General features: G+C 37.2%; 26 protein-coding genes. 14 read left to right on the forward strand and 12 right to left on the reverse strand.

The annotated features are described in order from the left end of the window. Positions 1 to 101 precede the first annotated feature (101 nt). The 3 genes from METBO_RS00830 to METBO_RS00840 form a co-directional block, all read right to left on the reverse strand. Positions 102 to 1004, reverse strand: a complete 903-nt coding sequence (locus METBO_RS00830; RefSeq protein WP_013643768.1) for an AEC family transporter — start codon at positions 1002 to 1004, stop codon at positions 102 to 104. 104 nt (positions 1005 to 1108) lie between these two features. After that, entirely contained in the window at positions 1109 to 2044 is a 936-nt protein-coding gene (radA, locus tag METBO_RS00835) for a DNA repair and recombination protein RadA (protein ID WP_013643769.1), read from the reverse strand. A gap of 172 nt (positions 2045 to 2216) precedes the next feature. Then, a complete protein-coding gene (locus METBO_RS00840) occupies positions 2217 to 4598 on the reverse strand; it encodes an OB-fold nucleic acid binding domain-containing protein (RefSeq protein ID WP_013643770.1) in 2382 nt (793 codons plus the stop codon). 159 nt (positions 4599 to 4757) lie between these two features. Between METBO_RS00840 and METBO_RS00845 the strand changes: the two genes are divergently transcribed. The 6 genes from METBO_RS00845 (at position 4758) to ribH (ending at position 10039) form a co-directional block, all read left to right on the forward strand. Beyond that, entirely contained in the window at positions 4758 to 5180 is a 423-nt protein-coding gene (locus METBO_RS00845) for a MarR family winged helix-turn-helix transcriptional regulator (protein ID WP_013643771.1), read from the forward strand. A gap of 34 nt (positions 5181 to 5214) precedes the next feature. Beyond that, positions 5215 to 6465 carry a homoaconitase large subunit gene (hacA, locus tag METBO_RS00850; protein ID WP_013643772.1) on the forward strand — a complete coding sequence of 417 codons (1251 nt, stop codon included), beginning with the start codon at positions 5215 to 5217 and terminating at the stop codon, positions 6463 to 6465. Positions 6466 to 6500: 35 nt separating this feature from the next. Beyond that, positions 6501 to 6998, forward strand: coding sequence for a 3-isopropylmalate dehydratase small subunit (locus METBO_RS00855; RefSeq protein WP_013643773.1), 498 nt, complete (start codon positions 6501 to 6503; stop codon positions 6996 to 6998). A gap of 69 nt (positions 6999 to 7067) precedes the next feature. Further along, positions 7068 to 8057 (forward strand): isocitrate/isopropylmalate family dehydrogenase, encoded by a 990-nt coding sequence (locus METBO_RS00860; RefSeq protein WP_144017501.1) that lies wholly within the window; start codon positions 7068 to 7070, stop codon positions 8055 to 8057. A 190-nt stretch (positions 8058 to 8247) separates the two neighbouring features. Beyond that, the gene (locus tag METBO_RS00865; RefSeq protein WP_013643775.1) at positions 8248 to 9456 is read left to right on the forward strand and encodes a cysteine desulfurase; all 1209 of its coding nucleotides are present in this window, start codon (positions 8248 to 8250) and stop codon (positions 9454 to 9456) included. A gap of 172 nt (positions 9457 to 9628) precedes the next feature. Beyond that, positions 9629 to 10039, forward strand: a complete 411-nt coding sequence (gene ribH, locus METBO_RS00870) for a 6,7-dimethyl-8-ribityllumazine synthase (protein WP_013643776.1) — start codon at positions 9629 to 9631, stop codon at positions 10037 to 10039. Between the two features lie 13 nt (positions 10040 to 10052). Here the strand turns inward: ribH and METBO_RS00875 are convergent, their stop codons facing one another. After that, complete coding sequence (locus METBO_RS00875) at positions 10053 to 11444, reverse strand: MFS transporter (RefSeq protein WP_013643777.1); 1392 nt, start codon at positions 11442 to 11444, stop codon at positions 10053 to 10055. 158 nt (positions 11445 to 11602) lie between these two features. Here METBO_RS00875 and mmp11 point away from each other — a divergent pair, with 158 nt between their 5' ends. Beyond that, a complete protein-coding gene (gene mmp11, locus METBO_RS00880; protein WP_013643778.1) occupies positions 11603 to 12535 on the forward strand; it encodes a methanogenesis marker protein 11 in 933 nt (310 codons plus the stop codon). Positions 12536 to 12574: 39 nt separating this feature from the next. Here the strand turns inward: mmp11 and METBO_RS00885 are convergent, their stop codons facing one another. Further along, on the reverse strand, positions 12575 to 14263 hold the full coding sequence (locus METBO_RS00885; protein ID WP_227717229.1) for a glycosyltransferase: 1689 nt from the start codon (positions 14261 to 14263) through the stop codon (positions 12575 to 12577). A 247-nt stretch (positions 14264 to 14510) separates the two neighbouring features. On the opposite strand from METBO_RS00885, the gene purE reads away from it, so the two are divergent. Both purE and METBO_RS00895 read left to right on the forward strand, forming a co-directional pair. After that, the gene (gene purE, locus METBO_RS00890; protein ID WP_013643780.1) at positions 14511 to 15533 is read left to right on the forward strand and encodes a 5-(carboxyamino)imidazole ribonucleotide mutase; all 1023 of its coding nucleotides are present in this window, start codon (positions 14511 to 14513) and stop codon (positions 15531 to 15533) included. Between the two features lie 119 nt (positions 15534 to 15652). Continuing rightward, the gene (locus METBO_RS00895; protein ID WP_013643781.1) at positions 15653 to 16939 is read left to right on the forward strand and encodes a UbiD family decarboxylase; all 1287 of its coding nucleotides are present in this window, start codon (positions 15653 to 15655) and stop codon (positions 16937 to 16939) included. 28 nt (positions 16940 to 16967) lie between these two features. On the opposite strand, the gene amrS is transcribed toward METBO_RS00895, so the two are convergent. Genes amrS through METBO_RS00915 form a run of 4 tightly spaced genes read right to left on the reverse strand, consistent with a single transcriptional unit; the run spans position 16968 to position 19860 of the window. Continuing rightward, positions 16968 to 17972, reverse strand: a complete 1005-nt coding sequence (gene amrS / locus METBO_RS00900) for an AmmeMemoRadiSam system radical SAM enzyme (RefSeq protein WP_013643782.1) — start codon at positions 17970 to 17972, stop codon at positions 16968 to 16970. A gap of 50 nt (positions 17973 to 18022) precedes the next feature. Next, complete coding sequence (gene thiL, locus METBO_RS00905) at positions 18023 to 19048, reverse strand: thiamine-phosphate kinase (protein WP_013643783.1); 1026 nt, start codon at positions 19046 to 19048, stop codon at positions 18023 to 18025. Beyond that, positions 19038 to 19490 (reverse strand): sirohydrochlorin nickelochelatase, encoded by a 453-nt coding sequence (cfbA, locus tag METBO_RS00910; protein ID WP_013643784.1) that lies wholly within the window; start codon positions 19488 to 19490, stop codon positions 19038 to 19040. The genes thiL and cfbA overlap by 11 nt, the downstream gene beginning before the upstream one ends. Beyond that, the gene (locus tag METBO_RS00915) at positions 19462 to 19860 is read right to left on the reverse strand and encodes a Zn-ribbon domain-containing OB-fold protein (protein WP_013643785.1); all 399 of its coding nucleotides are present in this window, start codon (positions 19858 to 19860) and stop codon (positions 19462 to 19464) included. The genes cfbA and METBO_RS00915 overlap by 29 nt, the downstream gene beginning before the upstream one ends. A gap of 299 nt (positions 19861 to 20159) precedes the next feature. Here METBO_RS00915 and METBO_RS12555 point away from each other — a divergent pair, with 299 nt between their 5' ends. From METBO_RS12555 to METBO_RS00940, 5 genes are all read left to right on the forward strand, one after another. After that, the gene (locus METBO_RS12555; protein ID WP_013643786.1) at positions 20160 to 21155 is read left to right on the forward strand and encodes a hypothetical protein; all 996 of its coding nucleotides are present in this window, start codon (positions 20160 to 20162) and stop codon (positions 21153 to 21155) included. Positions 21156 to 21167: 12 nt separating this feature from the next. Beyond that, complete coding sequence (locus METBO_RS00925) at positions 21168 to 22121, forward strand: hypothetical protein (protein ID WP_013643787.1); 954 nt, start codon at positions 21168 to 21170, stop codon at positions 22119 to 22121. Positions 22122 to 22293: 172 nt separating this feature from the next. Further along, positions 22294 to 22734, forward strand: coding sequence for an Lrp/AsnC family transcriptional regulator (locus METBO_RS00930; RefSeq protein ID WP_013643788.1), 441 nt, complete (start codon positions 22294 to 22296; stop codon positions 22732 to 22734). A gap of 37 nt (positions 22735 to 22771) precedes the next feature. Beyond that, positions 22772 to 24013 (forward strand): magnesium transporter MgtE N-terminal domain-containing protein, encoded by a 1242-nt coding sequence (locus METBO_RS00935; protein ID WP_013643789.1) that lies wholly within the window; start codon positions 22772 to 22774, stop codon positions 24011 to 24013. Between the two features lie 9 nt (positions 24014 to 24022). After that, positions 24023 to 25279 (forward strand): Nramp family divalent metal transporter, encoded by a 1257-nt coding sequence (locus METBO_RS00940; protein ID WP_013643790.1) that lies wholly within the window; start codon positions 24023 to 24025, stop codon positions 25277 to 25279. A gap of 30 nt (positions 25280 to 25309) precedes the next feature. Here the strand turns inward: METBO_RS00940 and METBO_RS00945 are convergent, their stop codons facing one another. The 3 genes from METBO_RS00945 to METBO_RS00955 are packed head-to-tail and all read right to left on the reverse strand — an operon-like array spanning position 25310 to position 26547. Continuing rightward, complete coding sequence (locus METBO_RS00945) at positions 25310 to 25903, reverse strand: HemK2/MTQ2 family protein methyltransferase (protein WP_013643791.1); 594 nt, start codon at positions 25901 to 25903, stop codon at positions 25310 to 25312. A 42-nt stretch (positions 25904 to 25945) separates the two neighbouring features. After that, entirely contained in the window at positions 25946 to 26230 is a 285-nt protein-coding gene (locus METBO_RS00950; protein ID WP_013643792.1) for a hypothetical protein, read from the reverse strand. Further along, entirely contained in the window at positions 26227 to 26547 is a 321-nt protein-coding gene (locus METBO_RS00955; protein ID WP_013643793.1) for a carboxymuconolactone decarboxylase family protein, read from the reverse strand. Before METBO_RS00955 ends, METBO_RS00950 begins: the two co-directional genes overlap by 4 nt. Positions 26548 to 26556 lie beyond the last annotated feature (9 nt).

Genomic DNA, 26556 nt, shown 5'->3' on the forward strand with positions numbered 1-26556 from the left:
CAATTATTAAGAATTAATTTAGATTTTAATGCGTTATGGGCTCTTTATAATATTTGCGGATCGAACCATGATATCTTACTAACTCTATCTTGAAATGGGATTTAGAGGAGGTAGATCAATATAGGGAGAGTTATCATGCTTAGTACAGTGCTCATAAATATGCATGCAGCAGCAGCTTTAACATCTAAATCGTAACTGGCTGCCAATACTAGGCTCAACATTGCTGAAGGCATTCCTGCTTCAACAACTGTTACTGTGCTGTTAATATAACTGAATCCAAGAATAGTAACAATTACGAATGCTATGGCTGGGGAGATGATCAGCCTAACAGTCGAAACAAATGTTGCGGCATCTAAGTAATTTTTTAATCCTCCAACTTCTAACGACAAACCCAAGGAGATCATTATTATTGGAATGGCTGCACCACTTAGATATTTCAACACATCTAATGGGAGGGGCCCAATATTCAAATGTAGGAGGTTCACTACTATTCCCAGTATTATTCCCCATAGTGGCGGAAACAACACAGTTCTTTTAATGATTGAACTGTACTTTCCTCCAAATAGTACGATGAACAAAATTCCAAGGCACAAAAAGAGAATTGTCGAACCCATATCAAAGAAAACTGCTCGAACCAAACCAGTACTTCCGTAAACACCTAAAACAACAGGATATCCTAAAAAACCGGAATTAAACAGAGTCGAAGTACCTACTATGGTCCACCTTGTTTTTTTAGAGTATCCTCTGTACCTGGCAAAGAGGTAAACCACAGTTCCTGAAAGTGTTCCTGTTATTAAACAGATAATTGTGATTGGAAACAGGCTGTTAATGTTTGAAAGATCCGCTCCATACATTGCAAGAAATATCAAAGAAGGTATGGCAATGTTAACTACTATTTTGTTGAGGGTGGTTGAATCTTCAGGTTTAAGAAGGCCAATCTTTTTGGAAAAGTATCCAATTAGTATCATTACAATGATGGCTAGAATTGTTTCAGTAGAACTCATTTTATCTCAAATAACCCTGTCATTTTCTGTATTAAAAATTTAAAAACGTATCATAATATTAGCAAATTTTGGATCAATTAAAAAAGAAAAAATAAATGGGAATATTAATCCGAAATTCCCTCTGTAATCACCTTGAATACAGCTTCGCCTTCTGGTAAGTGCGGACTGTCAACAAGTCTGGCGATTCTTTTACCAGCAAGACCCTTTTTAAGCCAGATCCTATAGGTTGCAGCGTGACCCAAGACGTGTCCTCCAATAGCCTTTGTGGGACTACCGAAAAATGCATCAGGTTTGGACTGCACCTGGTTTGTTACAAAAACTGCAACGTTGTAGGTGTTGGCTATGTTTGAAAGGGTATGCAAATGTTGGTTCAATTTTTGTTGCCTTGTTGCTAAAGATTCCCTGCCAACGTATTCTGCACGGAAGTGGGCTGTTAATGAATCTACGATGACAAGTTTAATATTTGCACCGCTTTGAATCAATTCATTGACTTTATCTGCCATTAAAATCTGATGGCTTGAGTTGAATGCCCTTGCAATATGAATATTGGTAAGCACTTCCTCTACGTCGAGTTCAAATCCTTCAGCTATTTGTTTTATCCTTTCTGGTCTGAAGGTGTTTTCTGTATCGATGAATACGCACTGTCCACCTAAACCTCCTTTTTCAGGGGGTAGCTGTACAGTAACTGCAAGTTCGTGGGAGATCTGACTTTTTCCAGAACCAAATTCTCCAAAAACTTCGGTTATGGATTGAGTTTCAATTCCTCCTCCTATGAGTTCATCGAGTCCTGTACTTCCGGTGGTTACTCTTCCGACGTCCTTCCTTCTTTCCATAACATCCATGGCAGTTTCAAAGTCGATTTGTTCAGACTTCCTCGCAGCTTCAATTACTTTTTCAGCTACTCCTTCACCTATTTCAGCTTTAACACTCAATTCTTTAGCAGTTGCTGTTGCGAGCCTCATCATATCTGCAAAACCAGCATCTCTTAATTTTTGAGCAGTTTTTTCCCCTACATTTGGTAATTCTTCAAGTTCTACCATTTCAATCTCCTTTAAGCATTTATTATATTTAAATAAGTTATTTAATGAACTAAACAAATATTCAACAATTGTAGATTATAGTACATTATTTTTAATCTTATATCCATTTTGAAGATCAGTTGACTGGTTCAAAGTGGTATGTTAACATGTTTGTAGTAGGTGGATTTAATTATTATAATTTTATATCCACCAGTTTTTTGGCATTGAGCCTGATTTCTTCGTTGTACTCATCGAAACTGGCATCCGCAATCACAGTGATTTCGTGTCCAACAAGTTCTGAGACTTTATCTTCAAGTGATCCTTCATCTCCAGTTTTTTGGATGACATCTATGACTTCATTGATTTTCATTCCAACTAGTTCCTCTGCAGCTGCGCTGAAAAATGTAACCCTCATTGTTCCTGTACTGTCTTCAATCACACATGGAACTATCATCAAGTACCTAGGTTCTTCGATTTCTTCACCACAGATTTCACATTCGTAGGAGTTGTCTATAAGTGTCAACCTTTTGTTACAGTTGGGGCACATTTCGTACAGGATTCTGTTTCCATAGGCTTCAGTGATTTCTCCAGTTACCTTTATGTTCCTGTCTTCTTCTTCAATATCATCGATCTTCTTGGTTTTGTAGATCATTTCCTTTATATCATCAAAGGAGGGGAGTTTTTCAGATTCATCTACTGTTGCCTTGGTAACTAAGGTGTTTCTGCCGACACTAATTTCTAGATGGTCATCGCGCATGCTTATACGGGGATTTTCAATTTTTATGGCGTCTCCTGTGTTCAGTGACATTTCTGCTTTATCATCCCAGAATGAAGATCTTAAAACTCCAGTACCATCAGCTATTTCTACTGTTCTAACCAGACCGTTAGTTCCATCTCCCCTTTGGAATTCATTTGGATCGTAAAGGTTAACCACTCTTCCAACTATTCTAACGTTTCTTTCATCTTCATTCAATTGGCTTATGGTTTTGGTGGAGTAGAGTGAGTCTTCTATTTCGTTCATACTTGGAAGGGCTTCGATCTCTTCTGGAGTAGGATCAACTATTCTTGCTGTTTTGCCAATGCTCAGATCCATGTTGTAGTTACCCAGCCGAGTTCTGGCGTTTTCAATTTTAATTGGTTTTCCTTCGTTAAAAGCAAAATCTGCTTTATCATCCCAGAAGGATGATCTTATTACTCCAGTACCATCTCCGATCTCAACTGTCCTAACTTTCCCGGTGGTTCCGTCGTCCCTATTGAATTCACTTGGATCGTAGGTTTTAACAATTCTACCAACCACATCGATCTCTTCTCCTTCTTCATCCATCTCATGAATTGCTGCTATTTTAAGAGGCTTCAAATATTTTCCACACTCTTGAAGCTTTTTGCTTAAATCAGGGTCAATTTCAGGATTGATAATTAGTTTAGTGTTCCAATTGGTGTTTATTCTGTAGTCGGTACCGGAATATTCATCAAACTCAATATTTCCTCCGATTATTTTGATGATGTTTCCCTTTTCGATTTCCATGTTTGCATCATCGTTCCACAGCGTTATCCTTATGGATCCAGTATCATCCTCCATCTCTAGAGATCGAACCTGCCCTGTGCTTTCATCATTCCTCATGAAGGTTATTGTATCGTATACTTTGCATATTATTCCAATAACTGTTATATCTCGCATTTCATGGGCGTCACCAATTTTTAGGATTTTTTCTGAGTATTCTGGGAGATCAAAATCTCCTTTGATCATTCTTCCAATCCATGAGTGTGTTAATGAAACTTCGCCGTCTCTTGTTCTTCCAAGGGCACCGAGTATTTTTATTGAATCTCCCTCTTTGAGATCTAAATCTTTAACAAGATTTGTGTCGTTGTTCCAGAGAGTGAACTGAGTTTTGCCAGTTTTATCCTGAATCTCCATGGATAAAACCTTTCCTTCCTTTCCATTTTTGTCAAAAGTCCTTACTCTGGGGATTCTGACAATTCTTGCGATTACATTTACTTGACTTTCGCCTTGAATGTCTTTGATATCAGTTATTTTATCATCATATTTTGGGAAGGACTCATACTCTTCGCTGTCGAGTTTTTGAATGTTTGAATCCAATTTCATGTGCAATTCATCTTCCCGGAATCCCTGTTTGACTTCAGCATTGTTTATTTTTATTACGTCTCCTTCTGTCACTTTTTTCAGGAATTTAATATTTTCAGTCCAAAGAACAACACGAATTTCACCGGTGTCATCTGTTATTATCATGTTGGCAAGCTTACCTTCCCTGCCCTTCTTGCTGGTGAATTTTTTAACGTTTGAAATATGCATTATTCTCCCGGTAACACTGATGTTGTCGCTACCTGTTTGGAGTTCTGTTATTTTATGTGCCTCGTTTGCTTCAGATAAAGGCTTATTCTCCTCATTAATATATTCTCCAATGATTGTACGAGCTATATCAAGCTCGCTCATGAAGCTCACATCTTCATAATCATGCTTTCTTTCTTCCATTTTTTTTAAGAAATCATCGTATGAGATTTTATCCTTAATCTTTTCATATTCGCTCTTAATTTCCTGGCTAATTTCCTGGCTCATTTGGCTCCCTCACTCAAATATTTCTTATCATTATATATCAATATGTATTCAATATAATTTTGTATTATTTGTTTAAAATAAGTTATTACAATCCTCATCTAAACATTTTTATAATAGTTAGTTAGATAAAACTATATATTCTGTGGAGGATTAAAGAAAATGAATCAGGAGCTCGAAATTGTAGAATCAATGGATAAACTTGCAAACATCATGCAAAAATTTCAAACGGAGCTATTAACTGGTGAATTAAAGAAATACACACTCAGACAACTTTACTACATTGAATTGATTGATAAAAATGAAAATATCAGTATTTCAGAAATATCCAGAATGCTTGATCTGAAAAAATCAACAGTTTCTATAGCTGTAAATCAACTAATTGAACAAAATATAGTTCTTAAAATACAATCTGATGCAGATAAACGGTTTTATTTCCTGAAGCTCACTGATAAAGGAGATAAGATCATGCAAATGCATAAACAGGTTCACAGGAACACCATAAAGAAAATATTGACCATACTGGACCAGAATGAAGTCGAAAAATTCATAGAAATTGTAAATAAAATCAACCAAATCAGCTGATTTAATGATAAATTGATGTTAGGAGGAATTATAGATGGGAATGACCATGGCAGAAAAAATACTGGCAAAAGCGTCAGATAAAAGCGTTGTAGAAGCAGGGGAGATCGTGATGGCGAACATAGATGTAGCCATGACTCATGATTTAACTGGACCATTATCAGTTGAATCATTTGAGAAAATAGGTGTGGAGGATGTTTGGGACCCTGAAAAAATTGTGGTAGTTTTTGATCATCAAGTTCCAGCAGATTCTCTAGATGCCGTGGGAAATCACATGATCATGAGAAAATTCGTGGAAGAACAAAAAATTAACAACTTCTACGATGTTAGAGAAGGAGTTTGTCATCAAGTACTCCCTGAAAAGGGACACGTTGTTCCAGGAGAAGTGATTGTGGGGACTGATTCCCACACATGTACACATGGTGCCTTAGGTGCATTTTCAACGGGTATTGGATCAACTGATATGGCCATGGTATTTGCTACGGGAAAACTATGGTTCAAGATACCAGAAACAATTAAATTTGATATAACAGGTAAACTGAAGGACAATGTCTTTGCAAAAGACGTGGTACTCAACATAATAGGAAAAGTCGGTGCTGATGGTGCAACCTACAAGGCATGTGAATTCGGTGGAGAAGTAACCAGTGCCATGTCAATATCAGATAGGATGGTAATGTGCAACATGGCCATTGAAATGGGAGGTAAAACTGGGCTGGTTGAACCGGATCAAAAGACCATAAACTACCTCAAGGGAAGAACAACCAAAAACTATGAAATAATGAAAACAGACAACGATGCAGAATCTTTGGAAACTGTACATATCAATGTTGATGATCTTGAACCGCAAATTGCGTGTCCACATAACGTTGATAATGTAAAACCTGTTTCAGAAGTTGAAGGCACACACATCGATCAGATCTTCCTGGGATCTTGTACCAATGGAAGAATAAGTGATCTGAGGACAGCAGCCAAGATCATGAAGGGAAAAGAAGTTGCCAGAGGCGTTCGAATGCTTGTAATTCCGGCATCAAGGGAAATTTATACGAAGGCATTGGACGAAGGACTTTTAAGAACCTTTGTGGATGCTGGAGCACTGGTGTGTAATCCTTGTTGTGGACCTTGCCTAGGGGGCCATGTTGGACTCATTGGACCTGGAGAGGTTAGCCTTTCAACTTCCAACAGAAACTTCAAGGGAAGACAAGGAAGTCCAGAAGCTGAAGTTTACCTAAGCTCTGCAGCGGTTGCAGCAGCATCAGCAGTAACAGGAAAAATAACAGATCCAAAATAATGAGCTAATAAATAAAACTAAAGATAGGTGTTTGAATGAAAGGAAAAGTCTGGAAATTTGGTGACGATGTCGATACAGATATTATAATACCTGGAAGATATCTGGTTTTGAGGGATGAAAAGGAATTAGCAGCATGTGTTATGGAGGGATGTGATCCTGATTTCTCCGAGAAGGTGTCTGAAGGGGATATCATTGTTGCAGGAAAGAACTTTGGATGCGGATCCTCGAGGGAACATGCCCCAATTGCAATCAAAGGTGCAGGAGTAGCAGCCGTAGTTGCAGAATCCTTTGCCCGAATATTCTACAGAAACTCCATAAACATAGGTCTGCCATTAATTGAAGCAAAAAATGTGTCTAAGAGTGTTTCAGAGGGAGATATAATAGAAATAGATGTGGATAAAGGAATTTTGAAAGATTTGGATACTTCAGAAGAATTTGAAATTAAACCACTTCCAGTGTTTATGCTGGGAATAATGAACGAGGGCGGTTTAATAAATTATCTTAAAAATCATATTGGAGAAATTAAGGGATAATTATCCTTTAGTTTTCATAAAAATATTAAATCATGTGAGTAATGAGTATTTTAGATGAAGGTGTGGGATATGTACAAAATAGCAGTAATACCTGGTGATGGAATAGGAAAAGAGGTTATGGAGGCCACATTGCATGTTCTCGAATCCTCCAATGTAGATTTTGAATACAGTTTTGCAGATGCAGGTGATGAGTACGCTGAAAAAACAGGAATACCTCTTTCTGAAGAAACAGTGAACCTGGTTAAACAATCTCAGGCCTGTTTATTTGGGGCTGCAGGAGAAACAGCAGCAGATGTAATAGTTAAATTAAGAAAAGAATTGGATTTATACGTGAATTTAAGGCCAGTGAAATCCTATCCTGGAACCAAATATCTGTTTGAGGGCCTTGACTTTGTTATTGTAAGGGAGAACACTGAGGGTCTTTACTCTGGGCTGGAAGAGTACACTCAAGATGGTGCAACAGCAACCCGTGTGATCACCAAGGCAGCTTCTGAGAGAATATGTAAATTTGCATTTGAATACGCTGAAAAAACAGCTAGAAGTAAAGTTACAGCTGTTCATAAGGCAAACGTCTTGAAAAAAACAGATGGAGTTTTCAAAGACAGCTTTTACAAAGTTGCTGAAAACTTCAGCCACATTGAAACCGATGATAGGTACGTGGATGCAACAGCAATGTTCTTTATAACCCAACCCCAGATGTTTGATGTGGTTGTAACCACCAATCTTTATGGAGATATCTTGTCAGATGAAGGTGCAGGACTTGTTGGGGGTTTGGGCTTAATACCCTCCGCAAATATAGGTGAAACAAATGGATTATTTGAGCCTGTCCACGGTTCTGCTCCAGACATAGCAGGTAAAGGATTAGCAAATCCTTCTGCAATGATCCTATCTGCTGTTTTGATGTTGGAATATCTTGATGAATATGATGAGGCTAGAAGACTTGAAAACGCCCTTTTAAAGGTTTTAGATGAAGGGAAAGTCGTGACCAAAGATCTTGGCGGAGAATCGTCTACAATGGAAATGGCAGAAGAGGTTCGTTCTAAATTAGAAGCGTTATGAATAGTTTTTGAACCAACCTCTATTTATTTTATTTTTTTATTTTTATTGAAAATTTTTTTAATTTAACAGATTATATATAACAACATATAACAATAGTTAACATTCTATTAGAATATTCTATATTAACCAGAGATCATAAAATTATGATGATGGGTGTACATTTACTAAAGCTAATAATTGGAGCATAAACATGGAAAATGGTGTAGATATTAATATACGAGCAGATATTCCTTTGCTCGAAGACGTAATTTACCTGGATGCTGCGAGCACGACTCCCACCCCAAAACCAGTAGTTGAGTCGATGTGCAATTACTTCTACAACTACAACACAAATACAGGCCGAGGTGCTTACAACCTTGCTGTTAGGGCCACTAAAGAATTTGAAAGCTCAAGAAAACGAATTTCAAAATTTGTTGGAAGCAAACCCTCTGAGATAATTTTCACCAAGAACACCACAGAAGCAATTAACTTGGTTGCAAATGGGTTGAACTTCAAGAAGGGAGACTCAGTGGTGGTGCCCAACATAGAACATCACTCAAACTTCGTTCCTTGGTTAAATTTAAGGAAAAAAGGAGTCAATCTGAAACTTGTTGAGGCTGACGAGTATGGTATAATTGATCATTCCGATGTTTTGGATGCAGTTGATGCCAACACCAAATTAATTACAACCACCCATGTGTCAAATGCAATTGGATCGGTACAACCTATCAAAGAAATTGGCGAAATTGCAGATGAAAATGATGTTTTATATCTCGTAGATGCGGCCCAGTCTGCAGGGCACATGCCATTGGATGTGAAAGATATCAAAGCAGATTTTGTTTCGGTTCCAGGACATAAAGGTTTGCTTGGTCCAATTGGAACAGGATTTCTGTACTGTAATCAGGAAATATCTGAAGATTTAGAGCCAACAAACTACGGTGGAGGCACAGTTCTGGATGTAACTGAATCAGATTTTACATTGGAAACTGTTCCTGCAAGATTTGAAGGGGGAACTCAGAATATTGCAGGGGTAATTGGACTTGGAACTGCTGTAGATTATTTGGAAAGGATTGGAATGGAAAAAATCCAGAATCACAGCAAAAAGCTAACTGCCAAACTGTTCAAGGAAGTAAATGATATAGAAAATACTATAGTCTATGGAAGTCCAGAAAATATTTATGGGATAGTTGCCTTCAATATAGATGGTGTGAATGCACACGATGTAGCTAAAATACTTGATGAAGTCAAGGGTATATGTGTTAGAAGTGGACATCACTGTGCAATTCCGGCTATCCGTCATATGGGTGCTTATGAACTGGGAGGAACAGTAAGGGCATCTGTACACTACTACAACACCGTAGAAGAAATTGAGATATTCGGGGAAACATTAAGAGAGATTTCTAAATTTTTTGGAGATTAGAATATGGAAAGAGCACAGTACTATGCGATTTTTATAATCCTTATAATGGTTGTAAGTTCGGTAGCAATTGCTATTGCTTATATTTAACTCATGATTTACCCATTAAAGGTTTATGAACATTGGGAAACAATTAAATTAGTAAATTTATTTAGCATTATGGAGAGTGGAATGAATGGTAAAAGTAAGAATAGGAGCAGTTGTATCTGAATTCAATTATGATATTACTCAAATGATGTTGGAACTGGCTAAGGAGCATGCTATATTTTTGGGATCTGAAATCACAGAAGTTATAGCTGTACCGGGTGTGTTTGACATGCCTCTTGCCATTAAGAAACTACTCAAAAACGATGAAATTGACGCCGTAGTCACCATGGGTGCTGTAATTGAAGGTGCAACCTCCCACGATGAGATTGTGGTTCAACATGCATCAAGGAAAATAGCAGATCTTGCACTCGAATACGACAAACCAGTGGCTCTGGGCATATCTGGCCCTGGAATGACACGTTTAGAAGCACATCAGCGTGTTGAGTACGGTAAACGTGCGGTTGAAGCTGCTGTTAAGATGTACAAAATTCTCGAATAAAATTACTTTTTTTTTAAATTCTATTTTTATTTTTAACATCATACCAATTTAAAAGCATAATCACAGTGCCTGCTATGTACAGGATGCACAAGATCCTGAAAATTAGATTTAAACTGATTATAAAACTTTCACTATGTAACTGGTTGATTTCAATATTTCCCACAACAAGGGTGAGTATCACAAGAACAATACTCATTCCTAAACTACCTCCAAAACCTCGCATTGTTGTGATGGATGCAGAAGCTACCCCATAATATTTTTTTTCCACAGAGTTCATGATTAAATGGGAGTTGGGGGATGAGAATAAAGAAGTACCTATTCCAGACAGTGTGAGTCCTAAAATGATCACTAAAATTGGGGTAGATAATTTTAACGTTAGAAATACCAAAACCGACATCAAACTTATGATCATGGCAATTGTTACCATGGTAGGGGCTTTTATTAATCTATTAAGTTTTTCAGAAAAGATTGAAACAACCAACATTGCGAGTGGCTGCAAAACAAGTATGAAACCCACAAGAATAGGTGAAAATCCTCTCACATTCTGTAAATATATGTTCAGGATGAATACAATGGGTGCTATCGGAGCATATTGTATGAAGGTCCCTGCACTGTTTAGGATGAAATCTCTATTATGCAACACTTCTAAGTTAAATAACGGGTAGTCAACCTGGTTTTCATATAAAATAAATACTGTTAATTCTATAATGCCTAAAACTAAAAATATCCAGTTTAATTCCTGATTGATTTTTGAAAGGCCTTGGATTATCAATAAAGAGGAGATCCCAAACATTAAGGATCCCACAAGATCGAATTTTTCTCCCTTTAACCCAAACCATTCAACATCCAATCTGGAGAGGAGTAGAATTCCCACCATTCCAATCAAACTGCAAAACACAAAAATAACCCTCCAATTATAAAATCCAGATAATAAACCTCCTATAATTGGGCCTAAAAATGATCCTAAGAAAATACTGCAGAATATTATGCTCAATGCCCGTATCCTATCTTGATGAATGTAAATTGAAGCAATCATGGCATATAAATTGCCAAATATCATGGCTGATCCCATGCCTTGTAAAATTCGAGAAAAGATGATGCAGTGGTAACTCCACGAAAAAACAGTGATTATAGAACCAGCTGTAAAAAGGATCAATCCCCATTTAAACAGATTTTTACGCCCATGTATGTCTCCTAACTTGGCAGAGGGAATTAAAAAAATTGTGAGTGTAATGAGATAAGATGTTGGAATCCATCCTAAAGGCACTGCTTCGATATTCAAGTCCAGGGCGATGGAAGGAAGGGCTATGTTAAGTGCTGTAATAACAAAGTTAGACAAAAACGGTGCTAGTGCCAATGAAATTAATATATAGCTTCGTTTATTGTAATAATGTTCAATGTCCATATAACTCAGTTTGAATTTAATGTTAAAGTTTAAAGTTAATATATATAAATGTTGCTAATTATATAATATGATTTATGATATGAATTATAAAACTATTTTAAAACGTTCAATTAATAGAGAACTAGAAATGACTCTTAATTAATAGTGGAGGATTAAAAATGGAAATATTAACTCCTGAAAACCTTAAAGACAAATTTAAAGACCCTTGGATAGCACCTTATAAAAAGGTGATCACAATGGTTGATAAGGATCGAGTGGAACTGGTGGAGTACCATCCATGTGTAGCTGGGTCTGAATGGATGGTTTACCAGTACAAGAGGACTAGTGATCTTGTGACTGAATCTAAAAGAGATGGGGATAAACATATTTTCCAGCTCAAGGTTGGGAAAGCAGATATGGAACTCAAACCTAGCTATTCTGCTGCGGGAATTGAAGAAGTAGTGGTGGATGACGATGAAGTCAAAGTAGTCCATGCGGGTCTTGCAGGTGCTGGTGTTGGTGCTGCCATGTGCCGGGGAATGGCCAAAGGAGTTAAAAGGGTGGAGCTCTATGATATTGGTGGAGGTTCAAAGGTAGGAAGAGCTGCAGTTGTAACTCCAAAATTACAGAAGGTCATTGTTGGTATTGATGATACTGATACCAAGGAAGAAGGTGCCACGTGGACCTTGGCAAACAACATAGGAATTGAACTTTCTAAAAGAGGTTTTGAATATTTGGATCATGTTACCTGTCAACTTTATCCACACAACCCAAACAAAACACAAAATTGTGTCGCAATAGCACTTGTTTTTGCAGTTAAACCTGAAATGAAGGAAGAAATGATAAATAAAATTTGTGAAATCCTTAAAAGAGATACTTTGTCCGATAAAACAGCCATTGCAGTTATGGATGGTTTTGATGTTCCTGATGTTTTAAGGGAGTATGGTGAGGCCACAAAAAAATCCATGATGACTGTTGAAGATGCGGAAAATGTAGCTAAAAAGGCGGGTGTCAAACTGATCCAAGTAACAGGAGCGCCCGGTGAAATAGGTGCACTCGCAGCACTAGGTCTGTACAACGATCTTGAAGAGGCTGTCAAGGTTTACTACTAAAAAAATAAAGATTGAATTAAATTATTTTTTTTAAATTTTTTAATAAATAAAATTTAAGAATTTTCCCGATGAAGAATTGGCAAATTCCATATCTGTCATCAGAGGGGTTCCAAATTCTATTTTGAAGATGTCATCTCCTATAACAACTGTGTAGGGTTGATTTAAATTGTCCGGATTCAAAGTGATGGTTTTGTACTTCACATCATTTATGTAAATTGAATAACTGCCATTTTTGATTATTCCATAACTGCTGGAGACAAGGGTGTTGTTCAAATATAAATTGATGTTATATCCACTTTGCATATTGTTGGTCAGTATCGTGCCTTCGGTTATGTTTATGTTATCGGAATTTCCATTGGTTTGAAGTGCCTTTTCTGCATAGAAATTGTTAAATCTGTTCCTCAAATCCCCGTCACTTATGACATCACCAGGGTTTAAACCCATGGAAGTAAGTGCTGCATTGGGTATTCTCATGGTGTTATCTTCTTTAGGTCGCGTCACATTTAAAACGTATTTTTCGTTGTTAATGTAGATCGAGTCGCCATAATTGAGTTCTAACGTAGCAAGTGCTTCAGTAGGCATTCTTATACTAGTATTTTCATTTTCAAGGGCTTTGTCTACGGTGTAAGGCCCCCTTACATCTACAGTTTGATTATTTGTGGGGCTATTGAATATAATCAAATTTCTTGAAACTGGTTGAATTGATACTTTACCCCCTTCAAAATGGACAGAACCTAACAATGTGGTGCACATTGCAAGTAGTATCATTGCAGAGACAATAATTGGTGAATGCATCTTTAAAAATGTCTTTAAATTCCTCATATTGCCATCAGTTCTTGAAAACACATTGAAAGATATTCTAACTATCTTGATGATGTAATAAATTGCTATAATAACTCCTATAATGGCAATTGCTAGGCCAACATAGAATGAAACAAATCGTATGAAAAATATTGAGAATATACCCATAGATGCCAGTGAAAGACCCAGAATTTCCATTCTAATGTATTGGCCAAGTGAATCTATCATGGTTATTCTGCCGTAGGCAGTGGCCCTGTCAACAATGGTTCTGACAACCTCTGTTGCAACAACATTCAACTCCGTCAAAGTAGAAAGTACATGGTCGATCTTTCCAATATCAACTTCTTTGACTTTCATGCCCATGACATCAGCGTCGAGAACGATACCAACATCCACACCGTAGTCGTCTTCGAGTTTAATTTTGTTCAAGAATGATCTTTTCGCTGCAAACTGACCACTTAAAGGCTGGTCGAATTTGATCTCAGGGAAAAAGAATTTCAATAGTGGTTTAGCTGTTAATTCTGTGACCCTTCCAGCTTCTCTTTTGAATTTTGTTTTGGTCACATCTGCTTCTCCATTAAGTATTGGGTCTACAATATTTCGGACCTGGGATTGTGTTAGATTCTTAAGATCTGCGTCTAAGAATACCACTATGTCTCCTTTAGAGTTTTTAAACCCGGTTTTAATGGCAGCTCCTTTACCTCTATTTTTCATATGATAGATTACTTTAGCACCAGCTTCTTCAGCAAATTTTGAGGTTTGGTCCATTGATCCATCATCAACAACCACTACTTCGCCTATGTACGGCAATGATTTAACAACACTAACAACATGTGCAACGGTTTTTTCTTCGTTGAATGCAGGTATGATCACTGATACTGTCATTGGCTTGTTATTTCTAACAGTTTTGATTGATGCCAGTACCATGAATAACATTAGTAAAATTGAATACACAAGCTACACCTCATTTTCCTTTCATATTCTATATGAAGCAATGACTAATTAATTTATTGAAATTGGGTAGTTGGAAATAGTATTTAAACTTCTATTAAATCTCGCAAAATTAATCTCAGAAACTTTATTAATCTTACTGGCATATATTTTTAACATATATTCTTTTCTTAGATCATACAATTTTTTTGAACAGATTCTAAAAAATTCACAGGGGGAAACCATGGAACCAAAGATCATGATAATATTAGGAAGCGCCTCAGATTTCGACGTGGCAGAGAAGGCCATAAACATACTCGAAATTCTGGAGATTTCCTACGATGTAAGGGTAGCTTCAGCACACAGAACACATGAGAAGGTAAAAAAAATTGTAGAGGAATCTACAGCCCACGGTGTTGAAGTATTTATTGGAATAGCAGGCCTTTCTGCACATCTTCCTGGAATAATAGCTGCAAATACATACAAACCTGTTGTAGGTGTTCCAGTATCTGTTAAACTAGGGGGGCTAGATGCACTTTTTGCAACTGTTCAAATGCCTGTTGGAGCCCCGGTTGCAACTGTAGGTATTGACAGGGGAGAAAATGGAGCCATACTTGCATCACAAATTATTGGAATACATGATTCAGAAGTGAGGACCAGACTGTCGAAGATGAGAAACGAATTTTTCTTCAAGATAAAAAATGATGAAGATAAACTGGCAGAAAAATTGACAGGAACTTACTACAACAGACATTCATTTGAAATTGACGAATTGGAAGGTTCAGTTAGGACTGATGAGGATAAGTATTCAGATCCAGAATATCCTGAAGTAGCAGTGATTGCTGGTAGTTACTCAGACATGAAAATTGCCAACAAAACAACCAAGTTTCTTGATAAATTGGGAGTTAAATATGATTCTGCAGTAATATCTCCGATCAGACATCCAAAGAAATTTGAGGAGTACATGGAAAAATCATCCTCAGTAAAACTTTACATTGCAATTTCAGGACTTTCGGCTCATGTAACTGGTGCGGTGGTTGCCTTTACAGAAAAACCTGTCTTAGGGGTGCCATGTGCAATTCGACTCGATGGGATGGATGCGTTGTTATCCATGGTTAATATGCCGCCAGGAGTGCCGGTTGCAACTTTGGGAATTGATTCGGGGAGTAATGCTGCCCTATTAGCTGCTGAAATGTTGGGTTTGGCTGATGCTTCAATAAGAAATTCGCTGAAAAATTTTAAGGATAATATGAACTGCCGAGTATAAAAAAACCCATTATAATGTTTAAGAACTTCGACAAAGTTAGCTGATGGAAATCAACTTGAAGTCAGTTAAACTAAATAATACAAAAAGCTAATGGAATTAATATCCTAAGGAGGTTTACGATGAGAGAATTTTTAAAAGTCCTTGAAGATGATTTTAAGGTTATAAACATTGATGATGAAGTCACCACTCACTACGAAGTCTCGAAGATCATGAAGGATCATCCAAAGGATGTTCTAATTTTTAACAATGTAAAGGAAAGTGATATGGGAATAATTTCTGGGATATGTAATACAAGGGAAAAAATTGCTAAATCCATCTCAGTAACAGTACCTGAAATAACTGCAAGAATCGTGGAAGCAACTGAAAAACCCATGCCCATCGAAGTAGTGGAAAGGATTTCGAAAAATTTTGCTTACTCTAAATCAGCAGATCTTGGAGAACTTCCTGTACCTACCTACTACAAAAAAGATGGAGGTGCCTACATCACAGCGGGTGTTATCATTGCTAAGGATCCCGAAACAGGTGTTAGAAATGCTTCTATACACAGAATGTTGGTGAAGGATAAAGATCATCTCGGTGTTAGGATCGTGCCTAGAAATCTGTACACCTATTACAAGAAGGCAGAAGAAATGGATGAACCGTTGGAGGTTGCAATAGCTATAGGAATGAATCCGGCATCTCTTTTAGCATCATGCACATCCATACCAATCACTGCTGATGAATTGGAAGTAGCAAACACATTCCAGAATGGTGAAATGAAACTTGTGAAGTGTGAAACAGTTGATCTAGAAGTTCCTGACTGTGAAATATTGCTTGAAGGTAAAATCTTACCTCACGAACGGGATTCTGAGGGACCATTTGTTGATCTAACAGATACTTACGATGTTGTAAGACAAGAACCCATAATAAAACTTGAAAAGATGCATTATAAAGAAAATCCTCTCTATCATGCTATAATGCCTGCGGGGAATGAACATAAATTATTACAGGGCTTACCACAAGAGCCAAGAATATATAAAGCAGTTCAAAATACAGTTCCAACTGTTAGAAATGTGGTGTTAACGGAGGGGGGCTGCTGCTGGTTACATGCTGCGATTTCGATAAAAAAACAGACTCCTGGAGATGGAAAAAATGTCATAATGGCTGCATTGGCTGCACATCCTTCCCTTAAACATTGTGTTGTTGTTGATGAGGATGTGAACATATTTGATACCGATGATCTCGAGTATGCAATTGCAACTAGGGTCAGGGCAGATGAAGACATGTTGATAGTACCTGGTGCCAGGGGATCATCATTAGATCCACGTGCAACACCCGATGGAACAACCACAAAAGTCGGAATTGATGCAACAAAACTTCTTGATAAACTCGAGAAATTTGAAAGGGTAAGTAAAATTGAGGATTGATGCCTCAACTTACTAATTCCTCTTTTTTTTACATTATGATGTCAACATCAGCTCCGCACTCTGGACATTGACCATTTTTTAAATTATTTTCTTGTATTGTGTAACTGTCCCTACCAATGAGAAGTTTGCCACAGCTGTAGCAGTAAGTATTTTCACCATCACTTGAAGAAACATTTCCAACATAAACGTACTTCATACCCTCGTCTTTTGCTATTTTATAGGCCAATTCAAGGTCTGCAATTGCTGTTGGTGGAAGATTTTTCAGTTCGTAATATGGGAAGAATCTTGTGAAGTGAAGTGGTACTTCAACACCCACCTCATCAACCATGAAACTGACCAGTGATCTGATGTTTTCTTCTGAACTGTTGTAGCCTGGTATGATCAAATTGGTTATTTCGAGATGAATTTTTTTATCATAAATACGTTTTATATTGTCCAATACTGGTTGAAGTCGGGCATCACAGAGTTCTTTGTAAAATTCTTCGGACATTCCCTTGAGATCCACATTTACAGCATCTAAATAAGGTCCTACGGTATCTAAAGCTTCTTTTGTCATGTAGCCGTTGCTAACGTACACTGTTTTTAGGTTTTGCTTCTTGGCAAGTACAGCAGAATCGATGGTGTACTCCAACCACATGGTGGGTTCGTTGTATGTCCATGCAATAGACTTGCACTTGTACATTTTGGCCAATTTAACGGCATCTTCAGGTAATATTTCACGAAGAGACATATCTTCAAGGGATGCTTGTGATATGCTCCAGTTCTGGCAGTGTTTACACCTAAAATTACACCCAACTGATCCAAGTGACAGCACCGTTGATCCGGGATAAAAATTGAATAATGGTTTTTTTTCAATGGGATCTACGGCAACGGAAGATGCCGCACCGTAGTTTAGCGAGAAAAGTTTTCCCCCAATATTTTCACGCATTTCACAGAAACCTTTTTTACCTTTAGAAATAAGACATCTTCTTTCACAAACTTTACAATTTAATCCTTTTCCAATTTTGTCGTATAAAATAGCTTCTTTTTTCAATTTAACACCAGCGGTTTAAATTAAATAAAATCTATCCTTTAAAACTTAGATTAATTGAGGTGTTCATAACCTTTTGGTGTTACTACCTTTGTATTTCCAGACTTATCTATCATTTTAATTGTGCCTGTGGAATCCACAAAACCAATTTTTTTGAGTTTGAGTTTAGTTTTGATACTTTCAAATTCCGACGGTGAAATAGTTAAAAGAAGTTCAAAATCTTCACCATAGCTCAACGCTAAATCATAAGGATTTTTATGGGTAATTTCTGCAATTTCAAACACTTCCGATGGTATTGGAAACCAGTTTTCGTGTACAGTGATCCCAATGGTTGATTCATTGGCATCAATGATTTCACCCAGTTCACTTAACAGGCCGTCACTAATATCTGTTGCTGAACTAACGTTTCCATTCTTTGAAAGAATTATTCCCTCTTTGAGTCTCGCTTCGGGTTCCAGTGCATGTTTAAGGCAGATCTTAACACTCTCTTCATTTAATTCATCCTGACAGTCACATCCAAGTATTTCAAATCCTGCTGCTGCAAGTCCCAGATCTCCAGTCACCGCTATGACATCTCCTGGAAGTGCTCCAGATCTCATTAAAACATTTTCTTTTTTCACTGTTCCTATGCATGTACCATTAAGGGTTAATTCTGCAGCTTCGTTGGTATCTCCTCCTATGAGGGCCATACCATATTTATCGCAGGCTTTGAGTATTCCCTCCACTAGGTCATCAAATTCTTCCACTAGCATGGTTTTTGGAAGGCCCATGGAAATGATAATTCCCACTGCGTCAGCACCCATGGCTGCAAGATCACTGACATTTACTGCCACGACTTTTTGACCAATCTGTCTGAAGGACATTTCAACTGGGAAATGTGATGATCTCATCAGCATGTCCGAACACAGAACAAGGTAATTTTCACCAATATCAATTAGGGCTGCATCATCTGAAAGGCTTTCAATAGGTATTTTATTTAAAAAAAGATTTTTAACTCGGGGGGTTTGACTTCTGGATAGAAGTCTTTTAATGAGTTTTTTCTCCCCGAGTTCAGTTATTTTAGGTTTATCAGAGGGCATCGTTGACCCTGTCGTTTATGATATCTGCGATTCTTTCATCTGCACCCAGGGGTTCTGTGTAGATGATTTCTCCATCAAATTCGATCTCAACTTTTTCCTCTTCATCATGGCTGTGTGCATGGCCATGGTGGGAATGTCCTTCTTCATGGGTGTCTTCTTTCAATCCAAGTATTTTAGGAATGTCTTCTGTGGTGTGAACTCCATTTGCAAGGAAAACAGGAGTTACAACAATTCTTTCTGCACCGTTCTTTGCTAACTTGTTGATTGCTTCTGGAATGGATGGTTTGTTCATGTTCATGAAACCTACCTCTACCATGTAATCTTGTTTAGTACGGTAGATTTCTGCAATTTGACTCACAACATCTTTACCATAGGGTAATCTACTTCCATGACCGACCAGAATCACACCAGTCTTAATTTTTGAGCTTGAATTTGTATCCATATGATATCACTCCGTCATCGCCTTCTTCTTTGATCTTTCTAAATACCATTTCGACTTCATCACCGATTTCGATGGCATCTGGATCGCAATCAACAATCTGGGATGTTATTTTTGCACCTTCTTCGAGTTCCACTATTGCAACCACATATGGTGCCAGTGTTTTGAACTCATCAGTTGGGGTGTGTATGACTGAGAATGTGTGGATCTTTCCATCACCACTAAACTTAAATTCTTCAATTTTACCCTTTCTTCTGCATTCTGGACATAAGACCCTACTTGGGAAAAATACATTTCCACATTGTGAACACTTCGATCCTATGAGATTGTATCGTTGCTGGATATGACGCCAACCTCTTACGATATCTTTCATATTGAACCTCCTAACTCTTTAGTTTACAAATATATTGTTAACTATATTTTAAATCGTTTAAAAATCGTTCTAACTAATTTGATCTAATTCAAAATATATTTTCAATTTAGATTCTTATTAAATCTTCATTATATATTAACCTTTGACCCTCCAACGTTACTCTTATGATACTTATTAGAATATTTAATACTTTCTTTTTTTTCTTGCAAATATTTATTAAGTTTTTTAAATATAATATTACTATTAAAATATTTGAATAGGTTTGATATAAAATACCAAAAATTGGGCAAGCGAGCACAATGGATAACAAAGGCTATGTAATGGGAGGTATAGCATTTCTATTGATTATACCTGCTTTGATCCTTGCGAACATATTAGCTTCAGCTGTTATCACTGATGAAGTCCATATAATTCCATTTAAGTCAGATAAACTCCATCAACTATCTGGAGATGTAGAGTCCAACATCTCATTAATTACACTTCAAATATTGAACGAAACTTCTGACACTGTCTCTAGAACAGGAGAGCCAGTTCCAAACAGTAAATTCATCATCAAATCAAGGATACAATCTAAAATTGACGAATCATACCTTGAATATCAAAGGGAAACAGGAATAAATGTGACCTGTAAAATAAATTCAGTTGATAATTCGAAGGATCCCTACAAAGTTTGTGTAAACTACACTTTGTACGCTAATTACCATGAAGGGTATATTGCTAAAAATATGAGTCAAGATGTACAGTTTGCCTGCTCAGATTTTACAGATTCCCAAACATGCAAAATAAAGGATCCTCTGCCATTCATTAAACTGAAAGGTTACGGATCTTTAAAAACAGAGGGAGACACGATCTTTTATGGGGCTTCACTTTCAAACTACCTTAAATCCAAGGGCATAGAAAACAGCACGGCCTACGATAACGCGAGTTCTCCACTTTACTTCAAGAGATGTCCATACGATCCCTACCCTTTCCACGGGCATTCAAACTCATATTCAACTCTTAAAAACTGTATAGACAACGGATATTACCATTTAAGTGCTGCTGGGCCTTGTATTTTTTGTAGATTTGAGGGTAACTCTGTATGTAATCACACTGGACTTGAAACATTTGTTGTGCCGGGAACTTCAAATTTGTCCTGTGAATATGCTCCCTGTTCTGTAGATCATGTTATTTTCGGGGCGAGTCCTTCTGAAATTTATCTTGGAAAACTGTTGAGCTATGATTCCAATACTCCACAGTGGGGTATGTTTCTTGATAAAGGGCACAGAGACAAATATGGACTTCCTTGTGATTGAAGAAGTGATTTAATGGATCATAAAGGCTTTATATTTTCGTTGGATGTATTTTTATCCCTTTTGATCATGATACTTATTTTAGGAATATCTGCCGATGCAATGGACATTGCTGGAAACAGAATTGATAACTTTTATTCTGAACAGTCCCACCAGAGAATCGCAGATGATGCGTGTGATATCCTCATTAAAACTTCAGGATCTCCTGACTATTGGGAGGAAATGAGATCAGCTTCAGGAACATCTCCTGGACTGGCTGACACCAACAACAGCTCAGGAACAAATAAATTGAGCTCAAAAAAACTTGAAGCCCTCAAAAATAACCCAGAATTAATGGATAAACTGATCCCGGATGGTTTCAAATGCAGTGTTACGATTTATCCATTTGATTCTTCACTTCCAATACTGTCCATTGTAAACCAAACAAATAGCTTCAACACAGAAATTTACGTAGCAAACCGCACTATTGTTTATAACTATAATTCATACGTTATTTACTCTAAATTATCAATTGAGCAAAGTTTAGAAGCAAATAAAAGTCATTATAAATGTCCACATTCCGAAATTAACCATTACGCCCATGATCTCCCGGATTTTAACGATAAAATACCTGGATGGGTTTGTGATGTTTTCAAAATTGGACAGGATACATTAAATTCAACTGATTTTTACCTAATGACAGATCCTCCCCACATATTGGATCAGGGGGCGTTATGGATGATAGATAGTCCTAATAACTTGTCTGCAACATCAGAAAGATTTGAGGCTTGTCCAATGGATGTAACACGAAGAGTCAGAGATTTGGGGAAAGATGGAGTTTTGATTCTTCACATCCACACATCAGCAGATCGTAATATGCCCTTCAAGGTGTATATCCTTGGAGTTCCTTCTGGAACTCCTGTAAGTGATGTAAAAATTAATTATTTGGGTTTAAAATCGGGATACTTCGTTTTAAAAATTTGGAATTAGGTATCTCAATTAGGAATATTTTAATTTTTTAGGTTTAAGTTTTGATTTTTCCCATAAAATTCAAATTTATGGGTGATTTTCCAAAATTTCATCTAAATTGTGGTAATGTTCCACAATGTTTATATATACTGCCAATATAATCTTAAGTATAAAGTAAAGTGGTGAATTTGAAATGGATGATATAGACTCGGAGATAATTCGTTCCCTTGTCAGGAATTCTAGAATCACACTCTCTCAAATGTCTAAAGAAATAGATGTGCCTGATGCAACCATATCTAACAGACTCAAAAAACTAGAAAATAACGTCATTAAACAGTACACCCTCATTGTGAACCCTGAAGAAATTGGCTTGACTGTAACTGCCATAATAATCATACAGACCGAGTCTGAAAAACATGAAAATGTGAAGTACGAACTCTCTAAACTCGAAGAAGTCTCTGAAGTTTACACAGTTTCAGGAGAATATGATATTTTAATAAAAGCTTGGGCTCATGGTATTGAAGAACTCAATGAGATAATGAACGTTAAAATTCGCTCTATTGATGGAGTCGAAGATTTAACTGAGATGATAGTGTTAGAGCGTGTAAAGGAAGATGTGATTCCAGTTCTATAACTTCAAATTATTTAACCACAAGTCAGGAGGTGAGAACTTGTATTTAAGTGATTTCATTAAAAAACCCGTATTATCTCCATCTGGAGAACAAATTGGTAATTTGAAAGATGTGGTAGTTTCTTCTGATCATTCCTATCCCATACTAAAGGCTTTAGAAATAACAGTAACAGGAAAACAAATTAAAAATATTTCCTGGAGATGTGTAGAGAAAATTGGAAAGGAAGTGAAGCTCAACTGTTCATTGGAGGAAATTAAGGATTACGAAATTCAAAAACATGATGTGCTCCTTTTGAAAGATGTTATGGACAGACAAGTAGTAGATATTGAGGGTAAAAAAATAAGAAGAGTTAACGATATTAAAATATCGCCTACTAATGGACATTACCATGTAATTGGCGTTGATATAGGAGTTAATGGTATTTTAAGGAGATTGGGTCTTAATCGTATTGTTAAATCTTTAGGAATCACTTCAACCGAAGATCTCATTTCTTGGAGAGATATTGATCCTGTTGAGAGCGATTACTCCAAGGTGAAACTGAAGGTTCCTAAACAGAAAATAAAAAAACTTCACCCTGCAGACATGGCTGAAATAGTAGATCAACTTGGGCTAAATGAATCATTAAATATTTTAAACTCACTCGATGATGAATCGGCCGCAGATACTCTGGAAGAAGTATCTCCAGAAAGACAGGTATCCATTTTAGAGGGAATGGACAGTCAGAGGGCAGCAGAGATTTTAGATGAGATGTCACCAGACGATGCAGCAGATGTACTTGCCGATCTTCCTGAAGAAAAGGCAGAAGAACTTTTAGACCTAATGGAACCTGAAGAGTCCAACGATCTGCGAAAACTACTTAGATACCCCGAAAACACTGCGGGGGGTATAATGACAACGGAATTTGCCTACGTTAATCAGGGGTTAACTGTTAAAGAAGTCTTGGAATCCCTAAGAAAAATGGCTGCCGATGTTGAAACCATTTATTACGTGTACGTTATTTCATTGAATGGCGATTTGGTGGGTGTTCTATCTTTGAGAGATATACTACTTTCAAATCCTGAAACAAGGGTTACAGAAATAATGCACACTCATATTATTAAGGCAGATGTACTGGAAGATCAGCATGAAGTTGCACAAACAATTGCCAAGTACAATCTCCTAGCACTTCCTGTGGTTGAGGACGAAACCAAATTAAGGGGTATCATAACTGTTGATGATGCCATCGATATTGTTCTTCCCACAGCTTGGAAAAAAAGAGTTCCCCGCATGTTCGGCCGATGAGGTGGTCCCATGGATGTTAAAGTGTTTAGTAGGTTATTTAAGAGCCCTATTTTTTTGAGCATAATTATTTTTCTATCGGTAATGGGTCCTGGAATTATCACAGCAAACGTGGACAACGATGCCGGTGGTATAACCACCTATTCCCTTGCTGGAGCACAGTTTGGTTACAATCTTCTATGGTTATTTATCCCAATGATAATAGCTTTAGCTGTTATTCAGGAAATGGGAGTTAGGATGGGGATAGTTTCAGGAAAGGGCTTGGCTGATCTCATTCGTGAAAAAGTAGGTATCAAGATCACATTTTTAATGATGATAGCACTGTTACTGGCCAACTTTGGAAATGTTCTAGCAGAATTTTCAGGAATTGCAGTGAGTGCAGGTATTTTTGGAGTTCCTAAATTATTTGCATTGCCTGCTGCTGCATTGTTTGTATGGCTGCTTGTGGTTAAAGGGACCTATAAAAGTGTTGAAAAGGTATTTTTACTGGCTTCCTGTCTCTACTTCTCATATATCATAGCAGGATTTCTCGCAGGTCCTGACTGGGGAATGGCTGCTAAAAGTCTTATTATGCCTCAGATAAGTTTGAGTACTGCTTACATAACCATGGTTATTGGTATGGTTGGTACAACCATAGCTCCTTGGATGATGTTTTACATTCAATCCTCTGTTGTTGAAAAGGGGATAAGCCTTAAAAATTTGAAGTATTCAAAATTAGATGCGGTTTTTGGAGCAATCATTGTTAACATCGTGGCATTTTTCATTGTGCTGTCTTGTGCTGCCACTCTTTATTCTAGTGGGGTACAAGTATCCAATGTTGCAGATGTTTCAAGTGCACTGGTACCATTGGCAGGACAATATGCAAGTATACTGTTTGCATTTGGATTTTTGAATGCTTCACTATTCGCAGCAAGTATTCTTCCACTTTCAACTGCATACTACATTTGTGAAAGTTTAGGTTTTGAAGCAGGTGTTTCAAAGGGTTTCAGGGAAGCTCCTGTTTTTCATGGTTTGTACCTGGGCCTCATAATACTGGCTGTTATAATCATAATGTTCCCAAATGTACCACTTCTAAGCATACTGTACCTGTCACAAGTTGCCAATGGACTGTTACTGCCTTTCGTGTTAATATTCATGCTCTTAATAATTAACGACAAGAGGGTTATGGGTGAATATGTCAACTCCAAACTATTCAACTTCATAGCCATCACAACTGCAGTTATTGTGATGGGGCTGAGTATTGGGTTGGTAGTTACCCTGTTGATTTAATAAAAATAGAAATAATGGAAAAAAATGAGATTAAATAAGTTTTCCAGTTATGACAACAATTTCTTCGAAGAAACATTTTTCCTTGGCAGTTATTTCTGCCTGGAAACCTAGGTCTCTCAATTTTTGGAGGGTTTTTTCATTATCTGCCAAAGAAGATTGAACCATCTGGATCCTTCCTTCTTTTTTAAGAACATCCTTTACACCATCTAGGAATGCGTCAATTGTCTCTCTACCATCTAAACCACCATCAAATGCTGTGTTGATTTGTCCCTCCAATTGTTCTTCCTCTGAAGTTGGAAGGTAGGGGGTGTTAAACAGCACCAAATCAAATTTTTCTTCCGCAACTGGTTCGAATAAGTTTCCTTCCCTTAGTTCCACGTTGTAGGCGCGATGGGTTATGACATTTTTAAGGGCACATTTAATTGCAGCTTCGTTAATGTCTGTTGCAATTACCTTTCTGGAATTTTGGGATGCACAAATTGCAATCAATCCAGTTCCCGTCCCAATTTCAAGGACGTCATCCTTGCGGTTGAGTTCCAAGTTTTCTGCAAACAAAAAGGTATCTTCTGCTGGTTCGTAAACTTCTTCGTTTGTATAGATGGTTATTCCTTTGTATTCAATCATTTTAATTACCTTAACTTCATTTTCAGATTCTTTGGTATTTGATCATAGTTGTGTGATCATGTAGTCACCAGAATCATTTTTTCTTATTTCTATGATATTTCCAACTTCCAAATTGTCCCATGATATATAATAATGGTCATGGGGCCGGTCTGGACCTCTGCATGTACAGGGATATGATTTTATCTCTCTTACTTCAGTTATATCTCCATCTGAAAGAGTAAACGATGATTTTGGAAAATAGGATAGTTTAGATTTCAATATGAAAATAAATCCTTTATCTGCTTCTTTTTTGGATATTTTCCGGGAGTAACTGTTTACGGGGTTCATGGTTCCTCAGTATGACTTTCAAATCCTTTAATGGCTTTTGGTAAGCATTCCATAACAGATGCAAGTCCAGAATGATGTAAATTTAATACCACAGCACCTAAAACCTCTTCACGGCTGGCACCTTCCATTTTTGCCATTGAAGCATGTAACTGAACCCCTGTGGGGTTTCGGTTTGCAGTTTGTATGGCAAGATTTAATAACTGCTTAGTTTTGTTGTCAATACCCTTGAATGATTTTTGCGCCTCAACAAGTTCACCTAAGCTAGCTGCAATTTCTGGAAATTCCTGTTTCAAAATTTCAAATGGATTTTCATTCATTACTTCACA

The organism is Methanobacterium lacus (assembly GCF_000191585.1).
In the GTDB taxonomy this organism is placed as follows: domain Archaea; phylum Methanobacteriota; class Methanobacteria; order Methanobacteriales; family Methanobacteriaceae; genus Methanobacterium_B; species Methanobacterium_B lacus.